The organism is Pseudomonas sp. SJZ078 (assembly GCF_007828255.1).
Taxonomy (GTDB): domain Bacteria; phylum Pseudomonadota; class Gammaproteobacteria; order Pseudomonadales; family Pseudomonadaceae; genus Aquipseudomonas.
On sequence record NZ_VIUG01000054.1, the window covers coordinates 1 to 24,549 of the forward strand.

At 63.7% G+C, this 24,549-nt stretch carries 2 protein-coding genes; both read left to right on the forward strand.

Going from position 1 to position 24,549, the window contains the following annotated elements; genetic code table 11:
- Positions 1-16,380, forward strand: a 16,380-nt coding sequence (locus FBY02_RS27075) for a non-ribosomal peptide synthetase (RefSeq protein ID WP_144931478.1), incomplete at its 5' end; no start/stop codon positions are given.
- On the forward strand, positions 16,377-24,549 hold an 8,173-nt coding region (locus FBY02_RS27080; protein ID WP_178115394.1), incomplete at its 3' end, for a non-ribosomal peptide synthetase. The genes FBY02_RS27075 and FBY02_RS27080, both read left to right, overlap by 4 nt.

The following is a 24,549-nucleotide window of genomic DNA, read 5'->3' on the forward strand; positions in this document are numbered from 1 at the left end:
CCGCAAGGCGAAGTTGAAACCACCCTGGCGCAGATCTGGCAAGACCTGCTCAAGATCGAGCGCGTCGGTCGTCACGATCACTTCTTCGAACTCGGCGGCCACTCGCTGCTGGCCGTCAGCCTGATCGAACGGATGCGTCAGGCCGGCCTGAGTGCCGACGTGCGTATCCTGTTTAATCAATCGACCCTGGCGGCGCTGGCATCGGCCATTGGCGAGAGCAACGAGGTGAATGTCCCGGCCAACCTGATTCCTTCGGATTGCGAGTACATCACCCCGGCCATGCTGCCGCTGGTATCGCTGTCCCAGGACGCCATCGATCGCATCGTGGACACTGTGCCGGGTGGCGCGCGCAACGTGCAGGACATCTATCCGCTGGCGCCGTTGCAGGAGGGTATCCTCTATCACCATCTGGCCGCTGAACAGGGCGACCCTTACGTGCTGCAAGCGCAGTTCGCCTTCGACAGTCGCGAACGCCTGGACGATTTCACCCAGGCCCTGCAAGGCGTGATCGATCGCCACGACATTTTGCGCACAGCCATGGCCTGGGAAGGGCTGGACGAGCCGGTGCAAGTGGTCTGGCGCAAGGCGTCGCTGGGCGTCGAGCAGGTGTTGTTGCGGGATGAGGACGGCGACATCGCCGCTCAGTTGCAAGCGCGCTTCGATGCCCGGCACCATCGCCTGGATATCCGTCAGGCACCGCTGATGTGCATCCGTTTTGCCCAGGATGCAAGTCACCAGCGCTGGGTCGCGACCCTGCTGTTCCATCATATGGCCCTCGACCACACGGCGCTGGAAGTGGTGCGCCAGGAGATGCAGGCGCACTTGCTCGGGCAGACCGGGCAGTTGGCGGCAGCGATGCCTTATCGCAACTATGTGGCCCAGGCTCGCCTGGGTGTCAGCCAACAGGAGCACGAGCGCTTCTTCCGCGACATGCTCGGTGAGGTGGACGAGCCGACGCTGCCGTTTGGCCTGCACGATGTGCAGGGCGCGGGACAGGGAATCGAGGAAGCTTCGTTGGCGCTCGCCGGCAGCCTGAGCCAGGACTTGAAGATTCAGGCCCGCCGGCTCGGTGTGAGTGTCGCGAGCCTGGTCCATCTGGCCTGGGCGCAGGTGCTGGGCCGTGTGTCGGGCCGCGATGATGTGGTGTTCGGCACCGTGTTGATGGGCCGGATGCAGGGCGGAGAGGGCGCCGACCGTGCGCTGGGCATGTTCATCAACACGCTGCCGCTGCGGGTGAACCTGGGACAGATGTCTGCCCGTGCAGGTGTGAGGGCCACCCATGGCCGATTGACTGCGTTGCTGGGGCATGAGCATGCTTCATTGGCGCTGGCCCAGCGTTGCAGTGGTGTGGAGGCGCCGACGCCGCTGTTCAGTGCTTTGCTCAACTATCGCCACACCGATGCGAACCAGGCTCCGTCTGCCTGGAGCGGTATTGAGGTGCTCAGCGGCGAAGAACGGACCAACTACCCGCTGATGCTCTCGGTGGACGATCTGGGCGAGGATTTCAGCCTCACCGTCCAGGTGGTGAGCGGGATCGGCGCGCCGCGGATCTGTGCCTATATGGAAGCGGCGCTGGCGAGTCTGGTCCAGGCGTTGGAATGTGCGCCTGACTCGTCGCTGGCCGATCTGCCGATTCTGCCGGAAGCGGAACGTGAGCAGTTGCTGGTGGCGTTCAATGCCACCGACGCTGAATATCCGCTGGAGCAGACCATTCATGGGCTGTTCGAGGAACAGGTACAACGGACTCCACTTGATGTGGCCGTTCTGCATGGCGAACGATATCTCAATTATCGCGAACTGAACGAACGGGCCAACCGCCTGGCGCATTACCTGCGCAAGCAAGGCGTTCGGCCGGATTTGCGGGTGGCGATCTGTGTCGAGCGTGGCCTCGACATGGTGGTCGGATTGCTGGCGATCCTGAAAGCGGGTGGCGGTTACGTGCCACTGGATCCGGCGTATCCGGCGGATCGGATTGCCTACATGCTGGAGGACAGTGCGCCGGCGGCGGTGTTGGCGCAGACGGCGACTCTCGGGTTGCTGGCAGGTGCCTCGATGCCGGTGATCGACCTCGACAGCGGCTTGTGGCAGGACGAATCCGTCTTGAATCCGCAGGTGCCTGAGTTGACCTCGTCGCATCTGGCCTATGTGATCTATACCTCCGGTTCGACCGGGCTGCCTAAGGGCGTGATGATCGAACACCGCAACACGGTGAACTTCCTCACTTGGGCCCATCGTTCGTTTGACTCGAACACCTTGTCGAAAACCCTGTTCTCGACCTCGCTGAACTTCGACCTGGCGGTCTATGAGTGCTTTGCACCGTTGACCAGCGGCGGCAGCATCGAGGTGGTCACTAATGTGCTGGAACTGCAACAGGGCGAGCACGACATCAGCCTGATCAACACCGTACCGTCGGCGCTCAAGGCGCTGCTGGAAGCCGGTGGACTGGGCGAGGGTGTGGACACGGTCAACGTGGCCGGCGAAGCCCTCAAGCGCAGTCTGGTGGAGGCGCTGTTCGAACAGACTTCGGTCAAGCGTCTGTGCAACCTCTATGGCCCTTCGGAAACCACGACCTATTCGAGTTGGGTGTCGATGGCCCGTGAGGACGGCTTTGCCGCCCACATCGGCAAACCGGTCGCCAACACCCGGTTCTACCTGCTGGACGAACATAAACAACCGGTGCCATTGGGCGTCCCAGGGGAAATCTACATCGGTGGTGCCGGTGTCGCGCGGGGTTACCTGAACCGTGATGACCTGACCGCCGAACGCTTCCTGAAGGATCCGTTCAGCAGCGAGCCGAACGCGCGGATGTACAAGACCGGCGACCTAGGTCGCTACCTGCCGGACGGCAATATCGAGTACCTGGGCCGTAACGACGACCAGGTGAAGATCCGCGGTTTCCGCATCGAACTGGGCGAGATCGAAGCCCGGCTTGCCCGGCATGAATCGGTAAAAGAAGCGGTGGTACTGGCCCGCGAAGACGTGCCCGGCGATAAGCGTCTGGTCGCCTATTTCACCCAGTCAGAAGCGGTGGACATCGAAACCCTGCGCAGCCACCTGCAAGCGCAACTGCCGGCCTATATGGTCCCGGTGGCCTACGTACACCTCGACGAACTGCCGCTGACTCCCAACGGCAAACTCGACCGCAAGGCCCTGCCGGCACCCGACCACGACGCACTGATCAGCCGCGGTTACGAAGCTCCCCAAGGTGAAATCGAAACCACCCTGGCGCAGATCTGGCAGGACCTGCTCAAGGTCGAGCGCGTCGGCCGTCACGACCATTTCTTCGAACTCGGCGGCCACTCGTTGCTGGCTGTCAGCCTGATCGAACGGATGCGTCAGGCCGGCCTGAGTGCCGACGTGCGCGTGCTGTTCGGCCAGCCGACCTTGATGGCGCTGGCGGCAGCGGTGGGTAGCGGCAGTGAAATCCAGGTGCCGGCCAACGGCATCCTGCTCGGTTGCACGCGGATCACGCCCGACATGCTGACGCTCAGTCGCCTGGATCAGAACGCCATCGACCATATCGCCTCGAAAGTGCCGGGTGGCATGGGCAACATACAGGACATCTACCCGCTGGCGCCGTTGCAGGAAGGCATCCTCTATCACCATCTGGCCGCCGAACAGGGCGACCCCTACGTGTTGCAGTCGCAGTTCGCCTTCGACAGCCGCGAGGCTCTGGACGATTTCGTCCAGGCCCTGCAAGTGGTAATCGATCGCCACGACATCCTGCGTACCGCCATCGTCTGGGAGGGTCTCGACGAACCTCAGCAAGTGGTCTGGCGCGAGGCGCGTCTGGGGCTGGAAGCCTTTGTCGCGGATCCGCAGGCCGGTACTGTCAACGAACAACTGCACAGTCGTTTCAATGCCCGGCACTTTGCCCTCGACCTCACCCAGGCACCGCTGATGCGCCTGGCGTTCGCTGAAGACCAGGCCGATCAGCGCTGGATAGCGATGCTGTTGTTCCATCACATCGCCCTCGATCATGCGGCGATGAAAGTGGTGCAGCGCGAAATGCTGGCGTATCTGCAGGGGCAGGCTGACCGGTTGGACACCCCCGCGCCGTACCGCAACTATGTGGCTCAGGCCCGCCTGGGGGTGAGTCGTGAAGAGCATGAAGGCTTCTTCAGCGACATGCTCGGCGATGTGGACGAGCCGACACTGCCGTTTGGCCTGCACGATGTGCAGGACGACGGTGACGATATTGAGACCGCGACACAACTGCTCGACAGCGACTTGAGCCGTCGCCTGCGGCGTCTGGCCCGCCAGTCAGGCGTGGGCGCGGCGAGCCTGCACCACTTGGCCTGGGCCCAGGTGCTGGGCCGGGTGTCCGGCAAACAGGACGTGGTGTTCGGCACGGTGCTGATGGGCCGGATGCAGGGCGGCGAGGGCGCCGACCGTGCGCTGGGTATGTTCATCAACACCCTGCCGCTTCGCGTCAGTGTCGATGAGCAGAACGTCAAGGCCGGGGTCAAGGAAGTGCATGGTCGGCTGACCGCCCTGTTGGGGCATGAACATGCCCCATTGGCACTGGCCCAGCGTTGCAGTGCGGTTAGCGCACCGACGCCGCTGTTCAGTGCCTTGCTGAACTACCGTAATTCCAGCGAACAGGCGGCTGGGCAGGATACCCTCGCGGCCTGGCAGGATATCGAAACACTGGGCGGCGAATCACGTACCACCTATCCGCTGATGTTATCGGTGGATGATCTGGGTGAAGACTTCGCCTTGACCGCCCAGACCATGAAGCGTGTGGGCGCGCAGCGGATATGCGCCTACATGGAAACCGCACTGCACAGTCTGGCCGCAGCGCTGGAGTTCAGCCCCACGACACGCCTGCGCAGTCTGGAGGTACTGCCGCAAGTCGAGCGCCGGCAAGTGTTGATGGGATTCAACGCCACCAGCCGTCGTTATCCGCAGCACCGGACCGTCAATGACTTGTTCGAAGCACAGGTGCAGGCGCATCCCGACGCCGTTGCCGTGGTCCATGACGAGCAACGCCTGACGTATCGCGAACTCAATGCCAGGGCCAACCGCCTGGCCCGTCACCTGATTGGTCTGGGCACTCAGTTGGGCGACAGCGTGGCCATTGGCTTGGCACGTTCGAGCGACCTGTTGGTCAGTCAACTGGCCGTGCTCAAGTGTGCTGCCGTCTACGTGCCGCTGGATGTCAACGCACCGCTCGAGCGTCAGCAGTTCATGATCCAGGACAGTGGCGCACAATTGGTGCTGACCCTGAGCACGATGGTTGTGCCAGAAGGTGTGCAACGGGTGGACCTGGATATCATCGAGCTGGACGAGTCTGCCGATAACCTGGAGCTGACCCAGGATGCTGAGTCGGTTGCGTACATCATGTACACCTCCGGTTCCACTGGCACGCCGAAGGGCGTGCTGGTGCCGCACCGGGCGATCAACCGCTTGGTGATCAACAACGGCTATGCCGATTTCGATGCCCGAGATCGGGTGGCGTTTGCTTCCAACCCGGCCTTCGACGCCAGTACTCTCGATGTGTGGGCGCCGTTGCTCAACGGCGGCTGCGTGGTGATGGTCGAGCAGGATGTGTTGCTGTCCCAGGAGCGGTTCGCGGCGTTGTTGATCGAGCAGTCGGTCAGCGTGTTGTGGATGACCGCCGGGCTGTTCCATCAGTACGCCGACGGCCTGCTGCCGGTGTTCAAGCAACTGCGCTACCTGATCGTGGGTGGCGACGTGCTGGATCCGGCGGTGATCGCGCGGGTGCTGAAAGACGGCGCGCCGCAGCATTTGCTCAACGGCTATGGCCCGACCGAAGCCACGACCTTCACTACCACTTATGAAATCAAAGATGTAGGCGAGGGCGGTATTCCCATTGGTCGTCCGATTGGCAATACCCGCGTCTACATCCTGGACGCCAACCAGCAACCCGTGCCTGTCGGCGTGGCGGGCGAGTTGTATATCGGCGGCGACGGCGTAGCGAACGGCTACCTGAACCGCCCCGAGCTGACCGCCGAGAAGTTCGTCGCCGACCCGTTCAGCGCCGATCCGGCGGCCTTGCTCTACCGCACTGGCGACCTGGCGCGCTGGCGTGCCGATGGAGCCGTGGAGTATCTGGGGCGTAACGACGACCAGGTGAAGATCCGTGGCTTCCGCATCGAACTGGGCGAGATCGAAGCCCGACTCGCACAACATGATGCCGTGAAGGACTGCGTGGTCCTGGCCCGTGAAGACGTGCCAGGCGAGAAACGCCTGGTGGCTTACTTCACTCAAGCGCAGGACGTGGACATCGAGGCGTTGCGCGCCCATCTGCAAGGGCAACTGCCGGAGTACATGGTGCCGGTGGCCTACATGCGCCTCGACGCATGGCCATTGACCGCCAACGGCAAACTGGACCGTCGCGCACTGCCGGCACCGGATCTGGATTCACTCGCCACACGGGCCTATGAGGCCCCGCAAGGTGAAGTCGAAGCCACGTTGGCGCAGCTTTGGCAAGACCTGCTCAAGGTCGAGCGCATTGGTCGTCATGATCATTTCTTCGAACTGGGCGGTCATTCGTTGTTGGCGGTGAGTTTGATCGAGCGCATGCGCCAGGTCGGTTTGAGCGCTGACGTGCGGGTGCTGTTCAGCCAGCCGACCCTGGCGGCGCTGGCCGCGGCCGTCGGCAGTGGCAAGGAGGTCAAGGTGCCTGCGAACCTGATCGCCTCCGGCTGTGAACGGATTACGCCGGACATGCTCACGCTGATCCAGCTTGATCAGGAGGCGATTGACCGGGTCGTGGCAACGGTGCCGGGCGGCGCGCGCAATGTGCAGGACATCTATCCGTTGGCGCCGCTGCAGGAAGGTATCCATTACCATCACCTGGCCGCCGAGCAGGGTGACCCCTATGTGCTGAAAATACTGTTCGAACTACGCAGTCGGGATCGGCTGTCGGCCTTTGCAGATGCGTTGCAGCATGTCATCGATCGACATGACATCTTGCGCACCGGCGTGGTGTGGGAAGGGTTCGATTCGCCGGTGCAAGTGGTCTGGCGCAACGCGCCGCTGGCGGTGGATGAGGTGGTGCTGGCAGCCGAGGCGGGGGATGTCGTTACCCTGCTGCAGGAGCGTTTCGATCCACGGCATTACCGTCTCGATATCACCCGGGCGCCGATGATGCGCCTGGTGTTCGCCCAGGACGCGGCCAACCAGCGTTGGGTGGCGATGTTGCTGTTCCACCATATGGCGCTGGACCACACCGCCATGGAAGTGGTGCGGCACGAGATGCAGGCGCACCTGTTGGGCGAGGCCGAGCCGCTGACGGCGGCCGTGCCGTATCGCAACTATGTGGCCCAGGCTCGCCTGGGGGTGAGTCACGCGGAGCACGAAGCGTTCTTCCGCGAGATGCTCGGTGATGTGGACGAGCCGACCCTGCCGTTCGGTCTCCAGGATGTACAGGGGGATGGACGGGATATCGAGGAGGCTAGGTTGCCTGTCGACCTGTCGGTGTGTCTGCGCCTGCGAGCCCAGGCGCGCCAGCTCGGCGTGGGTGCGGCCAGCCTGGTCCATCTGGCGTGGGGGCAGGTGTTGAGCCAGGTGTGTGGTAAACGGGATGTGGTGTTCGGCACTGTCCTGATGGGCCGGATGCAGGGCGGCGATGGCGCTGATCGGGCGCTGGGCATGTTCATCAATACCTTGCCGTTGCGGGTGGATGTTGGCGATCAGGGCGCGCGTGACGGCGTGAAAGCCACCCACGCCCGGTTGACCGGCCTGCTGGGGCATGAGCACGCCTCCCTGGCGCTGGCCCAGCGCTGCAGCGGTGTGGTTGCGCCGATGCCGCTGTTCAGTACGTTGCTCAACTACCGTCACAGCGCGGTGGACGAGGATTCGAGTGAGGTCCTGGCCGGTTGGGAAGGGATCGAAACCCTGGTCAGCGAAGAGCGTACCAACTACCCACTGACCCTGTCGGTGGATGACCTGGGCGAAGGTTTCGGCTTGACGGCGCTGGCCGTGCCGCAGATCGGTGCACAGCGGGTCTGCACCTACATGAACGTCGCGCTGGAGCGCCTGGTGGAGGCGCTGGAGCAGACACCTCAGGCGCGCCTGGACAGCCTGTCGGTGCTGTCGTCGGCCGAACGCCGGCAATTGCTGGTGGATTTCAACGCGACCACCCGCAGCTTTCCACGGGACAGGACCGTTCACAGCTTGTTCGAAGCACAGGTGCAAGCGCATCCCGATGCCGTTGCCGTTATCCATGACGGGCAATGCCTGACCTATGGCGAACTCAACACCAGGGCCAACCGCCTGGCCCGTCACCTGATTGGTCTGGGTACTCAGTTGGGCGACAGCGTGGCCATTGGCTTGACACGTTCGAGCGACCTGCTGGTCAGTCAGTTGGCTGTGCTCAAGTGTGCTGCCGTCTACGTGCCGTTGGATGTCAACGCACCGCTCGAGCGTCAGCAGTTCATGATCCAGGACAGTGGCGCACAATTGGTGCTGACCCTGAGCACGATGGTTGTGCCAGAAGGTGTGCAACGGGTGGACCTGGATATCGTCGAGCTGGACGAGTCTGCCGACAACCTGGAGCTGACCCAGGATGCCGAGTCGGTTGCGTACATCATGTACACCTCCGGTTCCACCGGCATGCCGAAGGGCGTGCTGGTGCCGCACCGGGCGATCAACCGTTTGGTCATCAACAACGGCTATGCCGATTTCGATGCCCGAGATCGGGTGGCGTTTGCTTCCAACCCGGCCTTCGATGCCAGCACCCTCGACGTCTGGGCGCCGTTGCTCAACGGCGGTTGCGTGGTGGTGGTCGATCAGGACGTGCTGCTGTCCCGGGAGCGGTTCGCGGCGTTGTTGAGCGAACAAGCGATCAGCGTGTTGTGGATGACCGCCGGGCTGTTCCACCAGTACGCCGACGGCCTGCTGCCGGTGTTCAAGCAACTGCGTTACCTGATCGTGGGTGGCGACGTGCTGGATCCGGCGGTGATCGCGCGGGTGCTGAAAGACGGCGCGCCGCAGCATCTGCTCAACGGTTATGGCCCGACCGAAGCCACGACCTTCACCACCACTTACGAAATCAAGGGCGTGGGCGAGGGCGGTATCCCGATTGGGCATCCGATCGGCAACACCCGCGTCTATGTGCTGGATGCGAACCAGCAGCCGGTGCCGGTGGGTGTAGCGGGCGAGTTGTATATCGGTGGCGATGGTGTGGCGAAAGGGTATTTGAATCGCCCCGAGCTGACCGCCGAGAAGTTCGTCGCCGACCCGTTCAGTGCCGATCCGACAGCCTTGCTCTATCGTACCGGCGACCTGGCGCGCTGGCGTGCTGACGGAGCCGTGGATTACCTGGGGCGTAACGACGACCAGGTGAAGATCCGTGGTTTCCGCATCGAACTGGGCGAGATCGAAGCCCGCTTGAGTCAATGTGCCGGCGTAAAAGACGCCGTGGTGCTGGCGCGGCAGGACGAAACCGGGCTCAAGCGCCTGGTGGGCTATGTGATCCCCGAGTCGGGCATCACCCTGTCGGTGCACGCGCTGCGTAGCCAGTTGGCAAGCACGTTGGCCGAATACATGGTGCCGAGCGCCTTTGTCGTGCTGTCATCCTTCCCGCTGACCGCCAACGGCAAGCTGGACCGCCGCGCCTTGCCGGCACCGGACGCCGAGGCGTATGCCAGCCGCGAATACGCGGCTCCGCAGGGCGAGATCGAAACCACCTTGGCCCAACTTTGGGCTGAAGTGCTCAAGGTCGAGCAGATCGGTCGTCATGATCACTTCTTCGAACTGGGCGGTCATTCGCTGTTGGCGGTGACCCTGATCGAACGCATGCGTCAGGCCGGTCTGAGCGCCGACGTGCGCGTGCTGTTCAGCCAGCCGACTCTGGCGGCACTGGCGGCTGCCGTTGGCAGCGGCAGGGAAGTCGAGGTGCCGGCGAATCTCATCGAGCCCGGCTGTGGGCGCATCACTCCGGCCATGCTGCCGTTGGTGAGCCTCGACCAGGAGACGATCGACCGGATCGTCGCCACCGTTCCGGGTGGGGCGGCCAACGTGCAGGACATCTACCCGCTGGCGCCGCTACAGGAAGGCATCCTCTATCACCACTTGGCCGCCGAGCAGGGCGACCCCTATGTGCTGCAGTCGCAGTTCGCCTTCGACAGCTTCCAGCGCTTCGAGGCGTTCGTCGAAGCGCTGCAGGTGGTGATCGACCGCCATGACATCCTGCACACCAGTGTGGCCTGGGAAGGCCTGGACGAACCGCTGCAGATGGTCTGGCGCAAGGTTCTGCTGGAGCCGCAGCGCTTCGAAGCCGATGCCGCGGCCGGTGATGTCGCCACGCAACTGGCGAGCCGCTTCGATGCGCGGCACTACCGTCTGGACTTGCGCCGTGCCCCGATGTTGCAACTGGTCTACAGCAGGGACGAGGCCCAGGACCGTTGGCTGGCGATCCTGCTGTTCCATCACATGGCGCTGGACCATACCGCGCTGGAAGTGGTGCAACACGAGATGCAGGCGCACTTGACCGGCAAGGCCGGGCAACTGACTGAAGCCGTGCCTTATCGCAACTATGTGGCCCAGGCCCGACTGGGCATGAGCGAGGCGGAACACGAAGCGTTCTTCCGCGAGATGCTGGCTGACATCGATGAGCCAACGCTGCCCTTCGGGTTGGCCCAGGTGCAGGGCGACGGACGCGGTATCGCCGAGGTGACGGAGTTGGTCGGTCAGGTCCTGAGCCTTCGTCTGCGGACCCAGGCCCGACTGCTCGGTGTGAGCGCCGCGAGCCTGGTCCATCTGGCTTGGGCCCAGGTCTTGAGCATGGCGACCGGGCAGAAAGACGTAGTGTTCGGCACGGTATTGCTGGGCCGTATGCAAGGCGGCGAGGGGGCCGACCGGGCGCTGGGCATGTTCATCAATACCTTGCCGGTTCGTGTGCCGGTGGACGGGCAGAGTGTGCGTGACGCGGTCCGCATGACCCACGGGCGCTTGACCGGCCTGTTGGGGCACGAGCATGCGTCGCTGGCCCTGGCTCAGCGTTGCAGCGGCGTGGCTGCGCCAACCCCGCTGTTCAGCGCGCTTCTGAATTATCGGCACAGCGCGACTCAGGTGACTGACGAAGTGTTGTCTGCCTGGAGCGGCATGCAGATGCTGTCCAGCGAAGAACGGACCAACTATCCGCTGACATTGAATATCGATGACCTGGGTGACGACTTCAGCCTGACCGTTCAGGTGGCCGCGCAGATCGGTGCCCAACGCATCAGTGGCTATATGCAGGTCGCCCTGCAAAGCCTGGTGGATGCCCTGGAACGCGCCCCGCAAACGCCGGTGCGCAGCTTGACAGTGCTGCCGCAGGCCGAGCGCCGGCAGTTGCTGGAGACCTGGAATGCTTCGGATGCGGTGTATGCCGATGATGCATTGATCCACGGCCAATTCGAGGCCTGGGCGGCGGCGCAACCCGACGCCGTGGCCGTGGTGTTCGAGGACCGCACGCTGACCTACGGTGCACTCAATAGCCGGGCCAACCAACTCGCCCATCGTTTGCTGGCCTTGGGCATCCGTCCGGATGACCGGGTGGCGATCTGCGTCGAACGTGGCCTGGACATGATCGTTGGCCTGTTGGGCATCCTCAAGGCGGGGGCGGGCTATGTGCCGCTGGATCCGGCTTATCCTCAAGAGCGCCTGGCATTCATGCTCGACGACAGCGCGCCGGTGGCATTGCTCACCCAGGCGCATCTGTTGGCTCATTTGCCTGGCTTGTCTGCCGACGTATTGCTGCTCGATCAGCCCGAAACAGCGGGGATCGCGCAACAACCGCAGCATAACCCTGAGCTTGAGACGCTGACGTCCCGGCACTTGGCCTATGTGATCTACACCTCCGGTTCCACTGGTTTGCCCAAAGGCGTGATGGTCGAGCATCGCAACGTCGCGCGGCTGTTCTCGGCCACGCAACCGTGGTTCGACTTCGGCCCGCAGGACGTGTGGGCGCTGTTCCATTCCTTCGCCTTCGACTTCTCGGTCTGGGAAATCTGGGGCGCGCTGACCCATGGCGGCCGCCTGCTGGTGGTACCGCAACTGGTCAGTCGTTCGCCGCAGGAATGCTATGCGCTGTTGTGCCAGGCCGGCGTCACGGTGCTGAACCAGACGCCGAGCGCGTTCCGCCAGTTGATCGCGGCCCAGGGCGAAAGCGAGCTGAAGCACAGCCTGCGCCAGGTGATTTTCGGTGGCGAAGCCCTGGAAACCGGCATCCTCAAACCGTGGTACGCCCGCGAAATCAACGCCGGCACGCAATTGGTCAATATGTACGGCATCACCGAAACCACCGTGCACGTGACCTATCGTGCGCTGTCTGCCGCAGATGCCCAGTTGGTGGGCGTCAGCCCGATTGGCGGGCGTATTCCCGACCTGCAGCTGTACGTGCTCGACGCCCAGCGCGAGCCGGTGCCGGTGGGCGTGGTGGGTGAGATGTACGTCGGTGGCGCGGGCGTCAGCCGAGGCTATCTGAACCGCGACGAACTGACCGCCGAGCGTTTCCTGAAAAATCCGTTCAGCGATGAGCCGAACGCCCGCATGTACAAGACCGGTGACCTGGGTCGCTGGCTCGCGGATGGCAGCATCGAATACCTGGGGCGTAACGATGACCAGGTGAAGATCCGCGGCTTCCGTATCGAGCTGGGTGAGATCGAGGCGGCGCTGGCGACTTGCGACGGGGTCAGCGAGGCGGTGGTCATCGCTCGCGAAGACGAGCCGGGGGACAAGCGCCTGGTGGCTTATGTGATTGCCGAGGAAAACGCCCAACCGTCGGCTGCCGACCTGCGTCTCCAACTGTTGGAGGGATTGGCGGACTACATGGTGCCGAGTGCCTTCGTGATGCTCGAAGCCTTCCCGCTGACCACCAATGGCAAGCTGGATCGCAAGGCGTTGCCGGCACCGGACCTGTCTTCGGTGATCACTCATGCCTATGAAGCGCCGCAAGGTGAAGTTGAAGTCGCCATTGCCGGCATTTGGCAGGACTTGCTGAGTCTGGAGCGGATCGGTCGCCACGATAATTTCTTCGAGCTGGGCGGCCATTCGTTGCTGGCGGTGAAATTGATTGAGCGTATGCGTCAGGTGGACCTGAGCGCCGACGTGCGCGTGCTGTTCAGTCAGCCAACGTTGGCCGCGCTGGCCGCTGCGGTGGGCGGGCACACGGAAGTCGTGGTGCCGGAGAATCTGATTCCGGACGGTTGCACACGGATCACCCCGGCCATGCTGCCCCTGGCCGATCTGGACCAGGAGGCCATCGACCGCATCGTCGCAACGGTGCCCGGCGGCGTCGCCAATGTGCAGGACATCTATGCCCTGGCACCATTGCAGGAGGGGATTCTCTATCACCACGTTGCGGCAGCCCAGGGTGACCCCTACTTGCAGTATGTGCTGTTCGGTTTCGACAGCTTCACGCGTCTGGAGGGTTTCACTCAGGCGTTGCAAGCGGTCGTTGCCCGCCACGATATCCTGCGCACGGCGGTGCTCTGGGAAGGACTGACCGAGCCGGTGCAGGTGGTCTGGCGTAACGCGCAGCTGGTTGTGGAAAGGGTCCAGCTGGACCCGATGGCCGGCGATATCGCTACGCAACTGCACCAGCGTTTCGATCCACGGCACTATCGCCTGGACATCCGCCAGGCACCGCTGATGCGCGTCGCTTATGCGCAAGACCCGGAAAATCAACGCTGGGTGGGCATCCTGTTGTTCCATCACCTGGTGGACGATGCCACCTCGCTGGCGGTGCTGTCCGCGGAAATCGAGGCGCACATGCTCGACCAGGGGCAACGCTTGTCGGCTTCGGTGCCGTACCGTAACTACGTGGCCCAGGCGCGGCTGGGTGTCAGCCGCCAAGCCCATGAGCAGTTCTTCCGCGATATGCTCGGCGATGTCGACGAGCCGACGTTGCCGTTCGGCCTGCAGGATGTGCAGGGCGATGGCAGCGGCATCGAAGAGCTCCGCCAGGACGTCGATGCGGACCTGAGTCGTCGGTTGCGGGCCCAGGCCCGTCAGCTGGGCGTGAGCGCGGCGAGTCTGTATCACCTGGTCTGGGCGCAGGTGCTGGGCAAGGTGTCGGGCAAGGACGACGTGGTATTCGGCACCGTGCTGGTGGGCCGGATGCAGGGCGGCGAGGGCGCCGACCGGGCGCTGGGGATGTTCATCAACACCTTGCCGTTGCGGGTGAGCCTGGGGCAGACCGCTGTCGGTGCGGGCGTGAAGGCGACCCATGCGCGCTTGAGCGCCTTGCTCGCTCACGAACATGCATCATTGACCCTGGCCCAACGTTGCAGTGGCGTGGAGGCACCGACGCCGTTGTTCAGCGCCTTGCTCAACTACCGCCACACCGGCGCACTGACCTCGACCGAGGCGTTGTCGGCCTGGAGCGGTATCCAGGTGCTCAGCGGTGAAGAACGCACCAACTATCCATTGACCTTGAACGTCGATGACCAGGGCGAGGCGTTCAGTTTCACCGTCATGACCCCGGCCCACATCGGGGCGCAACGCCTTTGCGGCTATGTGCAGCAGACGCTGGAAAGCCTGATCGGGATGCTGGAGCAGACGCCGGATGCACCGCTGTATCAGTTGTCTGTCCTGCCGTGCGGCGAGCGCCGCAAGTTGCTGGATGAGTTCAATCGCACTGAAGTCGTTGCGCCGTCGGCTGCGGCCATTCACGAGCTGTTCGAGGCCCAGGTGCTGCGCACGCCGGATGACGTTGCCGTGGTGCAGGACCACCAATCACTGAGCTATCGTGAACTGAATGCCCGGGCCAACCGCTTGGCGCATTACCTGCGTAAACAGGGCGTACACGCGGATTCCCGGGTGGCGATCTGTGTCGAGCGCAGCGCGGACATGGTGGTCGGCCTGCTGGCCGTGCTCAAGGCCGGTGGGGGGTACGTGCCGCTGGATCCGGCGTATCCGGCCGACCGTCTGGCCTACATGCTGGAGAACAGCGCACCGGTTGCGGTACTGACGCAAGCCGGGACCCGCGGGCTGTTGGCCCATGGGCCGGTGCCGCTGATCGACCTGGATGCCGGCGAGTGGCAAGCCGAACCGGAGCACAACCCGCAGGTGACGGACCTGACCCCGGACCACCTGGCCTATGTGATCTACACCTCCGGCTCCACCGGTTTGCCCAAGGGCGTGATGGTCGAACATCGCGGCCTGCGCAACCTGCTGGACTGGTACCTCGACGACCTGGCCTTCCACGCCGGCGATGCGGTGCTGCTGGCCTCGTCGTATAACTTCGACCTGACCCAGAAGAACATCCTCGCCCCACTGATGGTCGGCGCCGCGTTGCACCTGGCCGAAGAACCGTTCAACCCGAGCGCCATCGTCGCCCAGATCGCCGAGGCCGGGATTACCCACCTCAACATGTCCCCCAGCGCCTTCCACGCCCTGGTGGACGCCGACCGCCACGCGGCACTGGCCTGCCTGAAACGGGTGGTGCTGGGTGGCGAGCCGATCCAGGTCGCCATGCTGGAAAAACTGCCGCTGCCACGGCCGGCGATCATCAACAGCTACGGGCCCACCGAATGCAGCGACGTGGTTGCCTGGCACACTGTCGATCCCGATCTGGACACCTACCGCAACCGCTCGATTCCGATCGGCCGGCCAATCCGCAACATGCAATTGCATGTGTTGGACAGTTACGGCCAGTTGGTGCCGGTGGGCGTCCCCGGTGAGATCCACATCGGTGGCGTCGGCGTGGCACGCGGCTACCTCAACCTGCCGCAGCTCAGCGCCGAACGCTTCATCGCCGACCCGTTCAGCGAGCGGGCCGATGCTCGCCTGTACAAGACCGGCGACATTGGCTGCTGGCTGCCCGACGGCACTTTGCAATACCTGGGGCGTAACGACGATCAGGTGAAGATCCGCGGTTTCCGCATTGAACTGGGGGAGATCGAAGCCAGGCTCGCCCAGCACGAAGTGGTGAACGAAGCCGTGGTCCTTGTGCGCGAAGAGGTGCCGGGCGATAAGCGCCTGGTGGCCTGGTTCACCGCCTGTTCGCCGGACGAAACGACGGACATCGAGGCGCTGCGCGTCTACCTGCTGGCGCACCTGCCGGCCCATATGGTGCCGGTGGCCTACGTGCGCCTCGATGCATTGCCGTTGAGCCCCAACGGCAAGCTCGACCGCAAGGCGCTGCCGGCACCGGATCTGACGTCGGTCATTACCCGCGGCTATGAAGCCCCTGTCGGCGAAACCGAAATCACTCTGGCCCGCTTGTGGGCCGAAATCCTCAACGTGGAACGTGTTGGCCGTCACGATCACTTCTTCGAGCTGGGCGGGCACTCGTTGCTGGCCGTCAGCCTGATGGAACGGATGCGCCAGGAGGGCATGGAAGCGGATGTACGGACGCTGTTCGAGCAACCCACGCTCTCGGAATATGCGGCAACGACAGAAAAAATGGAGATTGTCCTGTGAGTGTGATCGAACTGTTGGCGACATTAAAAGAAAAAGACGTGCAGCTATCGGTCAACGGCGATCAGCTCGTTGTACGGGGCCGGAAACAGTCGTTGAAGGAGCCGCAGGTGCTGGCCCTGTTGCGCGAGCACAAGGCTGCGCTGATCGAGTTGATCAACAGCGGCGAGTATGACGCCGGCAAGCCCGGTGAGGTCGAGGTTCCCGCCAATGCCATCCCTGCGGGCTGCGAACGGATCACGCCAGAAATGCTGCCGCTGGTCACGCTGGATCAGCCGGCCATTGACCGCATCGTTGCCAGTGTGCCGGGCGGCGCGGCCAATGTGCAGGATATCTATCCCCTGGCGCCCTTGCAGGAAGGGATTCTCTATCACCACCTGACCGCCCGCCAAGGCGATCCTTATGTCTTGCAGGCGCATTTCAGCATCGCCAGTCGTGAGCGCCTGGGAGATTTTGTCGATGCCCTGCAACACGTGATCGATCGCCATGACATCCTGCGCACCGCCATCGTCCGCGAAAACCTGGAGGCACCGCTGCAGGTGGTCTGGCGCCAGGCTCGACTGGGGGTGAAGGACATCAGCGCCGAGCTGGCCGAGGGTGATGTCCTGACGCAACTGCAAGCCCGTTTCGACCCTCGCCACTATCGCCTGGACCTCAGCCAGGCACCGCTGCTGTCGTTGGTGTGCGCCGAAGACCCGGACAACCAACGCTGGGTTGCGATGCTGTTGTTCCACCACATGGCCCTGGATCATGCCGCGTTGGCGGTCGTGCAGGGCGAAATGCAAGCCTGGTTGATGGGGCAGGCCGGGCAATTGCAGCCGGCCATTCCCTACCGCAACTATGTGGCGCGAACCCGCCAGGCCGATCAGCGCCAGGCCGACGAGGCGTTTTTCAGCAAGATGCTGGGCGATGTCGACGAACCGACCCTGCCGTTCGGTCAGCAGGATGTGCTGGGCGACGGTAGCGCCATTGAAGAGCACCACCGACCGCTGACCCCGGAACTCAGTCGCCGGGTGCGGGTGCAGGCGCGTCAGCTCGGCGTCAGCGCGGCAAGCATCTTCCATCTGGCCTGGGCCCAGGTGCTGGGCAGCGTCTCGGGGCGTGAAGAGGTGGTGTTCGGTACGGTGATGCTGGGGCGCATGCAGGCCGGCGAAAGCCTGAGCCGGGCATTGGGCATGTTCATCAACACCTTGCCGCTGCGGGTGGGCGTGGGCGCGCAGAGTGTGCGCGACGGGGTGAAAAGCACCCATGGCTGGTTGAGCGCCTTGGTCAGCCATGAATATGCCTCCCTGGCCCTGGCCCAACGGTGCAGTGGTGTGGCGGCGCCGGCGCCGTTGTTCAGCGCACTGTTGAACTACCGCCATAGCGCGGGTGCGGACCAGGTTCCCAGGCAGGAAGTGCTCCAGGCCTGGGAGGGTATTGAAGCCCTGAGCGCGCAGGAACGGACCAACTACCCGCTGATCCTCTCGGTGGATGATTTCTCCGATGACTTTGCCTTGGAGGTGCAGGCGAGCGTGCAGATCGGCGCGCAACGCATCTGCAATTACATGCAGGCAGCGCTCGAGTACTTGATCACGGCACTGGAAAGCGCCCCGGAGTCACTGCTCAACGACCTGTCGGTGCTGCCGCAGGAGGAGCGTGAGCGAGTCTTGCAGTCATTCAACCACACCGACCGCGCTTATCCGCAGGCGCAAACGGTTCATGCCTTGTTCCAGGCACAGGCACAGGCCCGTCCGGATGCGCTGGCGGCGGTACAGGCCGGAGAGACCCTGACCTATCGTGAACTGAACGCCAGAGTCGATGGCTTGGCCCGGCATCTGATTGACCTCGGTGTGCGGCCCCAGGACACGGTGGCCATTGTGCTGCCGCGCTCGCTGGACCTGTTGATCGCTCAACTGGCGGTTCTCAAGTGCGCGGCGGTCTATCTGCCACTGGACATCAACGCTCCCGTGGAGCGCCAGCAGTTCATGCTGCAGGACAGTCGGGCCGTGCTGGTATTGACCCACGGCACCGAGGGCCTGGCCGATGGCGTGCGCCGGGTGGATCTCGATAGCCTCGACCTGGCGGGGCTGCCGGCCTGGGACGGTTCGCCGCCGCAGTCGAGCGAAGCACCGGCCTATATCATGTACACCTCCGGCTCTACCGGCACCCCGAAAGCCGTGTTGGTGCCGCATCGGGCAATTTCCCGCCTGGTCATCAACAACGGCTATGCCGACTTCAACGAGCAGGATCGCGTGGCGTTCGCTTCGAACCCGGCTTTCGATGCCAGCACCCTGGAAGTCTGGGCTCCGTTGCTCAATGGCGGTTGCGTCATTGTGGTGGAGCAGGACGTATTGTTGTCCCAGGAACGCCTGCCAGCGTTCTTGCTTGAACAGTCGGTCAATGTGTTGTGGATGACGGCGGGGCTGTTTCACCAGTACGCCGCCAGCCTGATGGCAGTGTTCCGGCAACTGCGCTACCTGATCGTCGGTGGCGATGTGCTCGATCCGACCGTGATTGGCCGCGTCCTGGAACACGGCGCACCGCAGCATCTGCTCAACGGCTACGGACCAACGGAAGCCACCACCTTCTCGACCACCTACGAGATCAAGTCGGTCGGCGCGGGCAGCATTCCGATCGGTCGTCCGATCGGCAACACTCGGGTCTACCTGTTGGACTCCCGGCTTCGGCCCGTGCCCCACGGTGTGACCGGTGAGCTGTATATCGCTGGCCTGGGGGTTGCGAACGGCTATCTGAACCGGCCGGAACTGACCGCCGAGAAGTTCATCGCGGATCCGTTCAACCCGCAGGCCTTGATGTACCGCACCGGCGACCTGGGGCGCTATCTGCCGGATGGCAACATCGAATACCTGGGGCGTAACGACGGTCAGGTGAAAATCCGCGGGTTCCGCATCGAGCCAGGCGAGATCGAAACCCGGCTGGCACAACATGAGCGCGTAAAAGACGCGGCGGTGCTGATTCGCGAAGATGTGCCGGGGGAAAAGCGCCTGGTCGCCTATTTCACCTTGCATCGACCTGGCGACACCGTGGATATCGAAGCGCTGCGCGTGCATGTGCAAAGCCGTTTGCCGGACTACATGGTACCGGCTGCCTACGTGCGCCTCGATGCCTTGCCACTGACCGCCAACGGCAAGCTTGACCGCAAGGCGTTGCCGATGCCGGACCAGACGTCGATCCTGGCGCGTGGTTACGAAGCGCCGGTGGGCGAAACCGAAACGCTCCTGGCCAAGTTGTGGACGCAGATCCTCAATGTCGAGCGGGTGGGGCGTCACGACCACTTTTTCGAATTGGGCGGCCATTCCCTGCTGGCGGTCAACCTGATCGAGCAGATGCGCCAGGTCGGCCTGAGCGCCGATGTACGGGTGCTGTTCGGCCAGCCGACCCTCGCGGCACTGGCCGCGGCGGTGGGCAGCGGCAATGAAGTCCAGGTGCCGGCCAACGGCATCGTTCCCGGTTGCGAACGGATTACCCCGGACATGTTGCCCCTGGTCTCGTTGACCCAGGAGGCCATCGATTGCATCGTCGCAACGGTGCCGGGTGGGGCGGCCAACGTGCAGGATATCTACCCGCTGGCCCCGCTGCAGGACGGCATTCTCTACCACCATCTCTCGGCGCAACAGGGCGATCCCTATGTGCTGCAGGCGCTGTTCGCGTTCCAGGACAAGCCGCGCCTGGAGGCCTTCGCGCAAGCGTTGCAGGGCGTGATCGACCGCCACGACATTCTGCGGACTTCGGTGCTGTGGGAGGGGTTGGAACAACCCATGCAGGTGGTCTGGCGCAAGGCCGTCCTGAGTGTCGAACCGTTCGATGCAGCAGCGGATGGCGACGTCGTGGCCCAGCTGCATTCACGTTTCGATTCCCGTCATCATCGCCTCGATATCCGCCAGGCCCCGCTGATGTGCCTGCGCTTTGCCCATGATCCGCTCAATGAGCGTTGGGTCGCGATGTTGCTGTTCCACCACATCGCCCTGGACCATACCGCGCTGGACGTGGTGCAGCAGGAAATGCAGATGCACCTGCTTGGGCGCCAAGAGCAACTGGCGGCTGCGATGCCGTACCGCAACTATGTGGCCCAGGCGCGCCTGGGGGTCAGTGAGGAACAGCACGAAGTCTTTTTCCGCGAAATGCTTGGCGATGTCGATGAGCCGACGCTGCCGCTCGGTTTGCAGCAGGTGCAGGGTGACGGTCGCGGTATCGAAGAGGCACGACTCGAGGTGGATGCCGACTTGAGTCGCCGCCTGCGGGCCCAGGCGCGGCGGATGGGCGTGAGTGCCGCCAGCCTTCATCATCTGGCCTGGGCGCAGGTGCTGGGGCGGTTGTCCGGGCGCGACGATGTGGTGTTCGGCACCGTACTGATGGGACGGATGCAGGGCGGCGAAGGCGCCGACCGGGCCCTGGGCATGTTCATCAACACCTTGCCCTTGCGGGTGATGCTGGATCAGCAGGGCGTAGAGGCCGGCGTCAAGGCTGTCCATGGGCGGCTGAGTGCATTGCTTGCTCATGAACACGCTTCGCTGGCCCTGGCCCAGCGTTGCAGCCGCGTGGCGGCTCCTGCGCCGCTGTTCAGTGCCTTGCTGAACTATCGGCACAGCGCCACTGGCGTCATCTCGGCGGATGCGACGACGGCCTGGCAGGGCATGACAGCCCTGGACAGCGAAGAACGCACGAACTACCCGCTGACGCTGTCGGTGGACGACCTGGGCGATGGCTTCTCCCTGAGTACCCTGGTATTGCAAGGCGTTGGCGCAAGCCGCATCTGCGCGTACATGCACACCGCACTTGATCGCTTGGTGCAGGCGCTGGAGCAAGATTCGCAAACCCCACTCTACCGTCTGGAGATCCTCCCGCAGATCGAGCGCAAGCAGTTGCTGGTGGACTTCAACGCTACCCGGCGTGTCTATCCTCAGGACCAGACCGTGCTGGCGCTGTTCGAGGCCCAGGCGGCACGACTGCCGCAGGCAATTGCGGTGGTGCATGGCCAGCGGCAAGTGACGTATGGCGAACTGAACGCACAAGCGAACCGCCTGGCCCATCACTTGATCGGTCTTGGCGTGCGGCCGGACGATTGTGTGGCGATCCTGTTGCCGCGTTCGATCGACCTGCTGACCAGCCAGTTGGCCATTCTCAAGTGCGCGGCGGCCTATGTCCCGCTGGACCGCAATGCTTCGCTGGAGCGGCAGGGGTTCATGCTCGCCGATTGCCGGGCGTCCTTTGTGTTGACGTCCAGCCGCGAGCGGGTACCCGAGGGCGCAAGCCGCGTCGACTTGGACACGCTGGAGCCGCAGGGGACCATTGACAATCCAGGGCTGGAGCAGTCCAGCGAGTCGATTGCCTACATCATGTACACCTCGGGTTCCACGGGGCAGCCCAAGGGCGTGCTGGTGCCGCACCGGGCAATCAATCGTCTGGTGATCAACAACGGCTATGCCGATTTCAATGAGCATGACCGGATCGCCTTTGCCTCCAACCCGGCGTTCGACGCCAGCACCATGGACGTCTGGGGCGCCCTGCTCAACGGCGGGCAGGTGGTGGTGATCGACCATGAAACCCTGCTCGAACCGGCACGCTTTGCCCAAGTGCTGGACGAGTCGGGGGCCACTGTGTTGTTCGTGACCACGGCGATCTTCAATCAGTACGTGCAACTGATCCCCGAGGCCATGGCGGGCTTGCGCATTCTGCTGTGCGGTGGCGAACGGGCCGACGTGGCGTCGTTCCGGCGCCTGCTGGGCCTGGCACCAGCGTTGCGCCTGGTGCATTGCTATGGGCCGACCGAAACCACTACCTATGCCACCACGCTGGAAGTGAAGGCGGTGGCCGAAGACGCGCAAAGCGTGCCGATTGGCGGACCGATCTCCAATACCCAGGTGTATGTGCTCGATGCACACCAGCAACTGGCGCCCCTGGGTGTCGTCGGCGAAATCTACATCGGCGGCAAAGGCGTGGCGAAGGGCTACCTGAACCGTCCCGACCTGACGGCGGAGAAGTTCATAGCCGACCCGTTCAGCGACGAACCCGGTGCCTTGCTCTACCGCACGGGCGACCTGGGCCGTTGGTTGCCGGAAGGCAGCCTGGAGTGCCTGGGACGCAACGACGACCAGGTGAAGATCCGCGGATTCCGTATCGAGCTGGGTGAAATCGAAGCCAGGCTCGTCACCTGCGAGGGTGTGAAGGACGCCGTGGTGATGGTGCGGGCCGACGAGTCGGGCGAGAAGCGCCTGGTGGCCTATGTCGTGGCGCAGCCGCAGGTCGCGCTGACCGTGGCCGGACTGCGGGAACAACTGTCCACGGCCTTGGCCGAATACATGGTGCCCGGCGCGTTCGTGATATTGCCGGCCTTCCCTCTGACGCTCAACGGCAAGGTGGACCGCAAGTCGCTGCCCGCGCCGCACGCCGAGGACTACGCAAGCGAAGCCTACGAGGCGCCGCAGGGAGAAATCGAACAGACCCTGGCCGGCTTGTGGGCGGAGCTGTTGAAGGTGGAACGGGTTGGCCGCCACGATCATTTCTTCGAACTGGGCGGTCATTCGCTGCTGGCGATGAGATTGATCGAGCGGATGCGCCAAGCCGGTCTGTCGGTGGATGTGCGCGACCTGTTCAGCCGGCCGACGCTACGGGCCTTGGCCGCTGCGGTGGGTGGGCATCGTGATGTGGTAGTGCCGGCCAGCGCCATTGTCGAAGGTTGCGAGCGGATCACGCCGGACATGTTGCCACTGGCCGTTCTGAGCCAGGACGCCATCGACCGGATCGTGGCGAGCGTGCCGGGTGGTGCGGGCAATATTCAGGACATCTACCCGCTGGCGCCGTTGCAGGAAGGCATTCTGTATCACCATCTGACCGCGAACAGCGGTGATCCCTACGTGCTGCAGACGCTGTTCGGTTTTGACGGCCGCGCCCGTCTGGACAGCTTCGCCCAGGCGTTGCAGCAGGTGATCGATCGCCATGACATCCTCAGGACATCGATGGCCTGGGAGGGGCTCGACGAACCGATGCAGGTCGTGTGGCGTCGGGCGCCACTCATCTGCGAGGCATTCGAACCGGATGCTCACGGCGCAGATGTGGTTGCACAGCTGTATGAGCGTTTCGATGCTCGTCAGTATCGGCTGAATTTGCGCCAGGCGCCGCTGCTACGCCTGGTGTACGCAGAAGATGTCGCCAACCAGCGCTGGGTTGCGATGTTGTTGTTCCATCATTCGGTGCTGGACCATACCGCGCTGGAGGTGCTGGAGCGGGAAATGCAGGCCCACCTGCTCGGCAGGGCCGATCAACTGGGTGCTGCGGTGCCTTATCGCAATTACGTGGCCCAGGCGCGTCTCGGGGTCAGCCAGGAGGAGCATGAAGGCTTCTTCCGCGACATGCTTGGCAATATAGATGAGCCGACGTTGCCGTTCGGTCTGCGAGATGTTCAGGGTGACGGTAACGGCGTGGAGGAGGTCAGGCTGGCGCTGGAGGTGGGGCTATGCCGGCGTCTGCGCGGCCAGGCGCGTCAGTTGGGCGTCAGCGCGGCGAGCCTGATGCACTTGGCCTGGGCACAGGTGCTGGGCCGTGTCAGCGGACGCGACGAAGTGGTCTTCGGCACGGTGCTGCTGGGGCGAATGCAAGGCGGAGAGGGTGCCGATCACGCCTTGGGCATGTTCATCAATACCCTGCCGCTGCGGGTGAGCCTGGTGGGGGGCAATGTGCGCGAGGGCGTGAAAACCACCCATCAACGGCTCACCGCACTGCTCGGTCATGAGCACGCTCCGCTGGCGCTGGCCCAGCGTTGCAGCGGTGTGGTGGCGCCGACGCCGCTGTTCAGTTCCATGCTCAATTATCGCCATTGCTCGGTCGAAGTCACCGCGCAGATGGTGTCGGCTTGGCAGGGCATCGAATCCATCGGCGGTGAGGAACGCACCAACTACCCGTTGACGCTGGCCGTGGATGATGGGGGCGAAGGTTTCAGCCTGGTGGTGCAGGTGGTGCGCGGAATCGGTGCGCAACGCATCGGCGAATACATGCAAACTACCCTTGAAAACCTTGTAACCGCACTGGAGCAAGCACCCGAGACGCCGCTGTATGAAATTGAGAGCATGCCGGCGGTTGAGCGCCAACACCTGCTGGAAGCCTTCAATGCGACGGCCGTCGACTATCCGCAAGGCCTGACCCTGCATGGCCTGTTCGAGGCACGGGTCACGA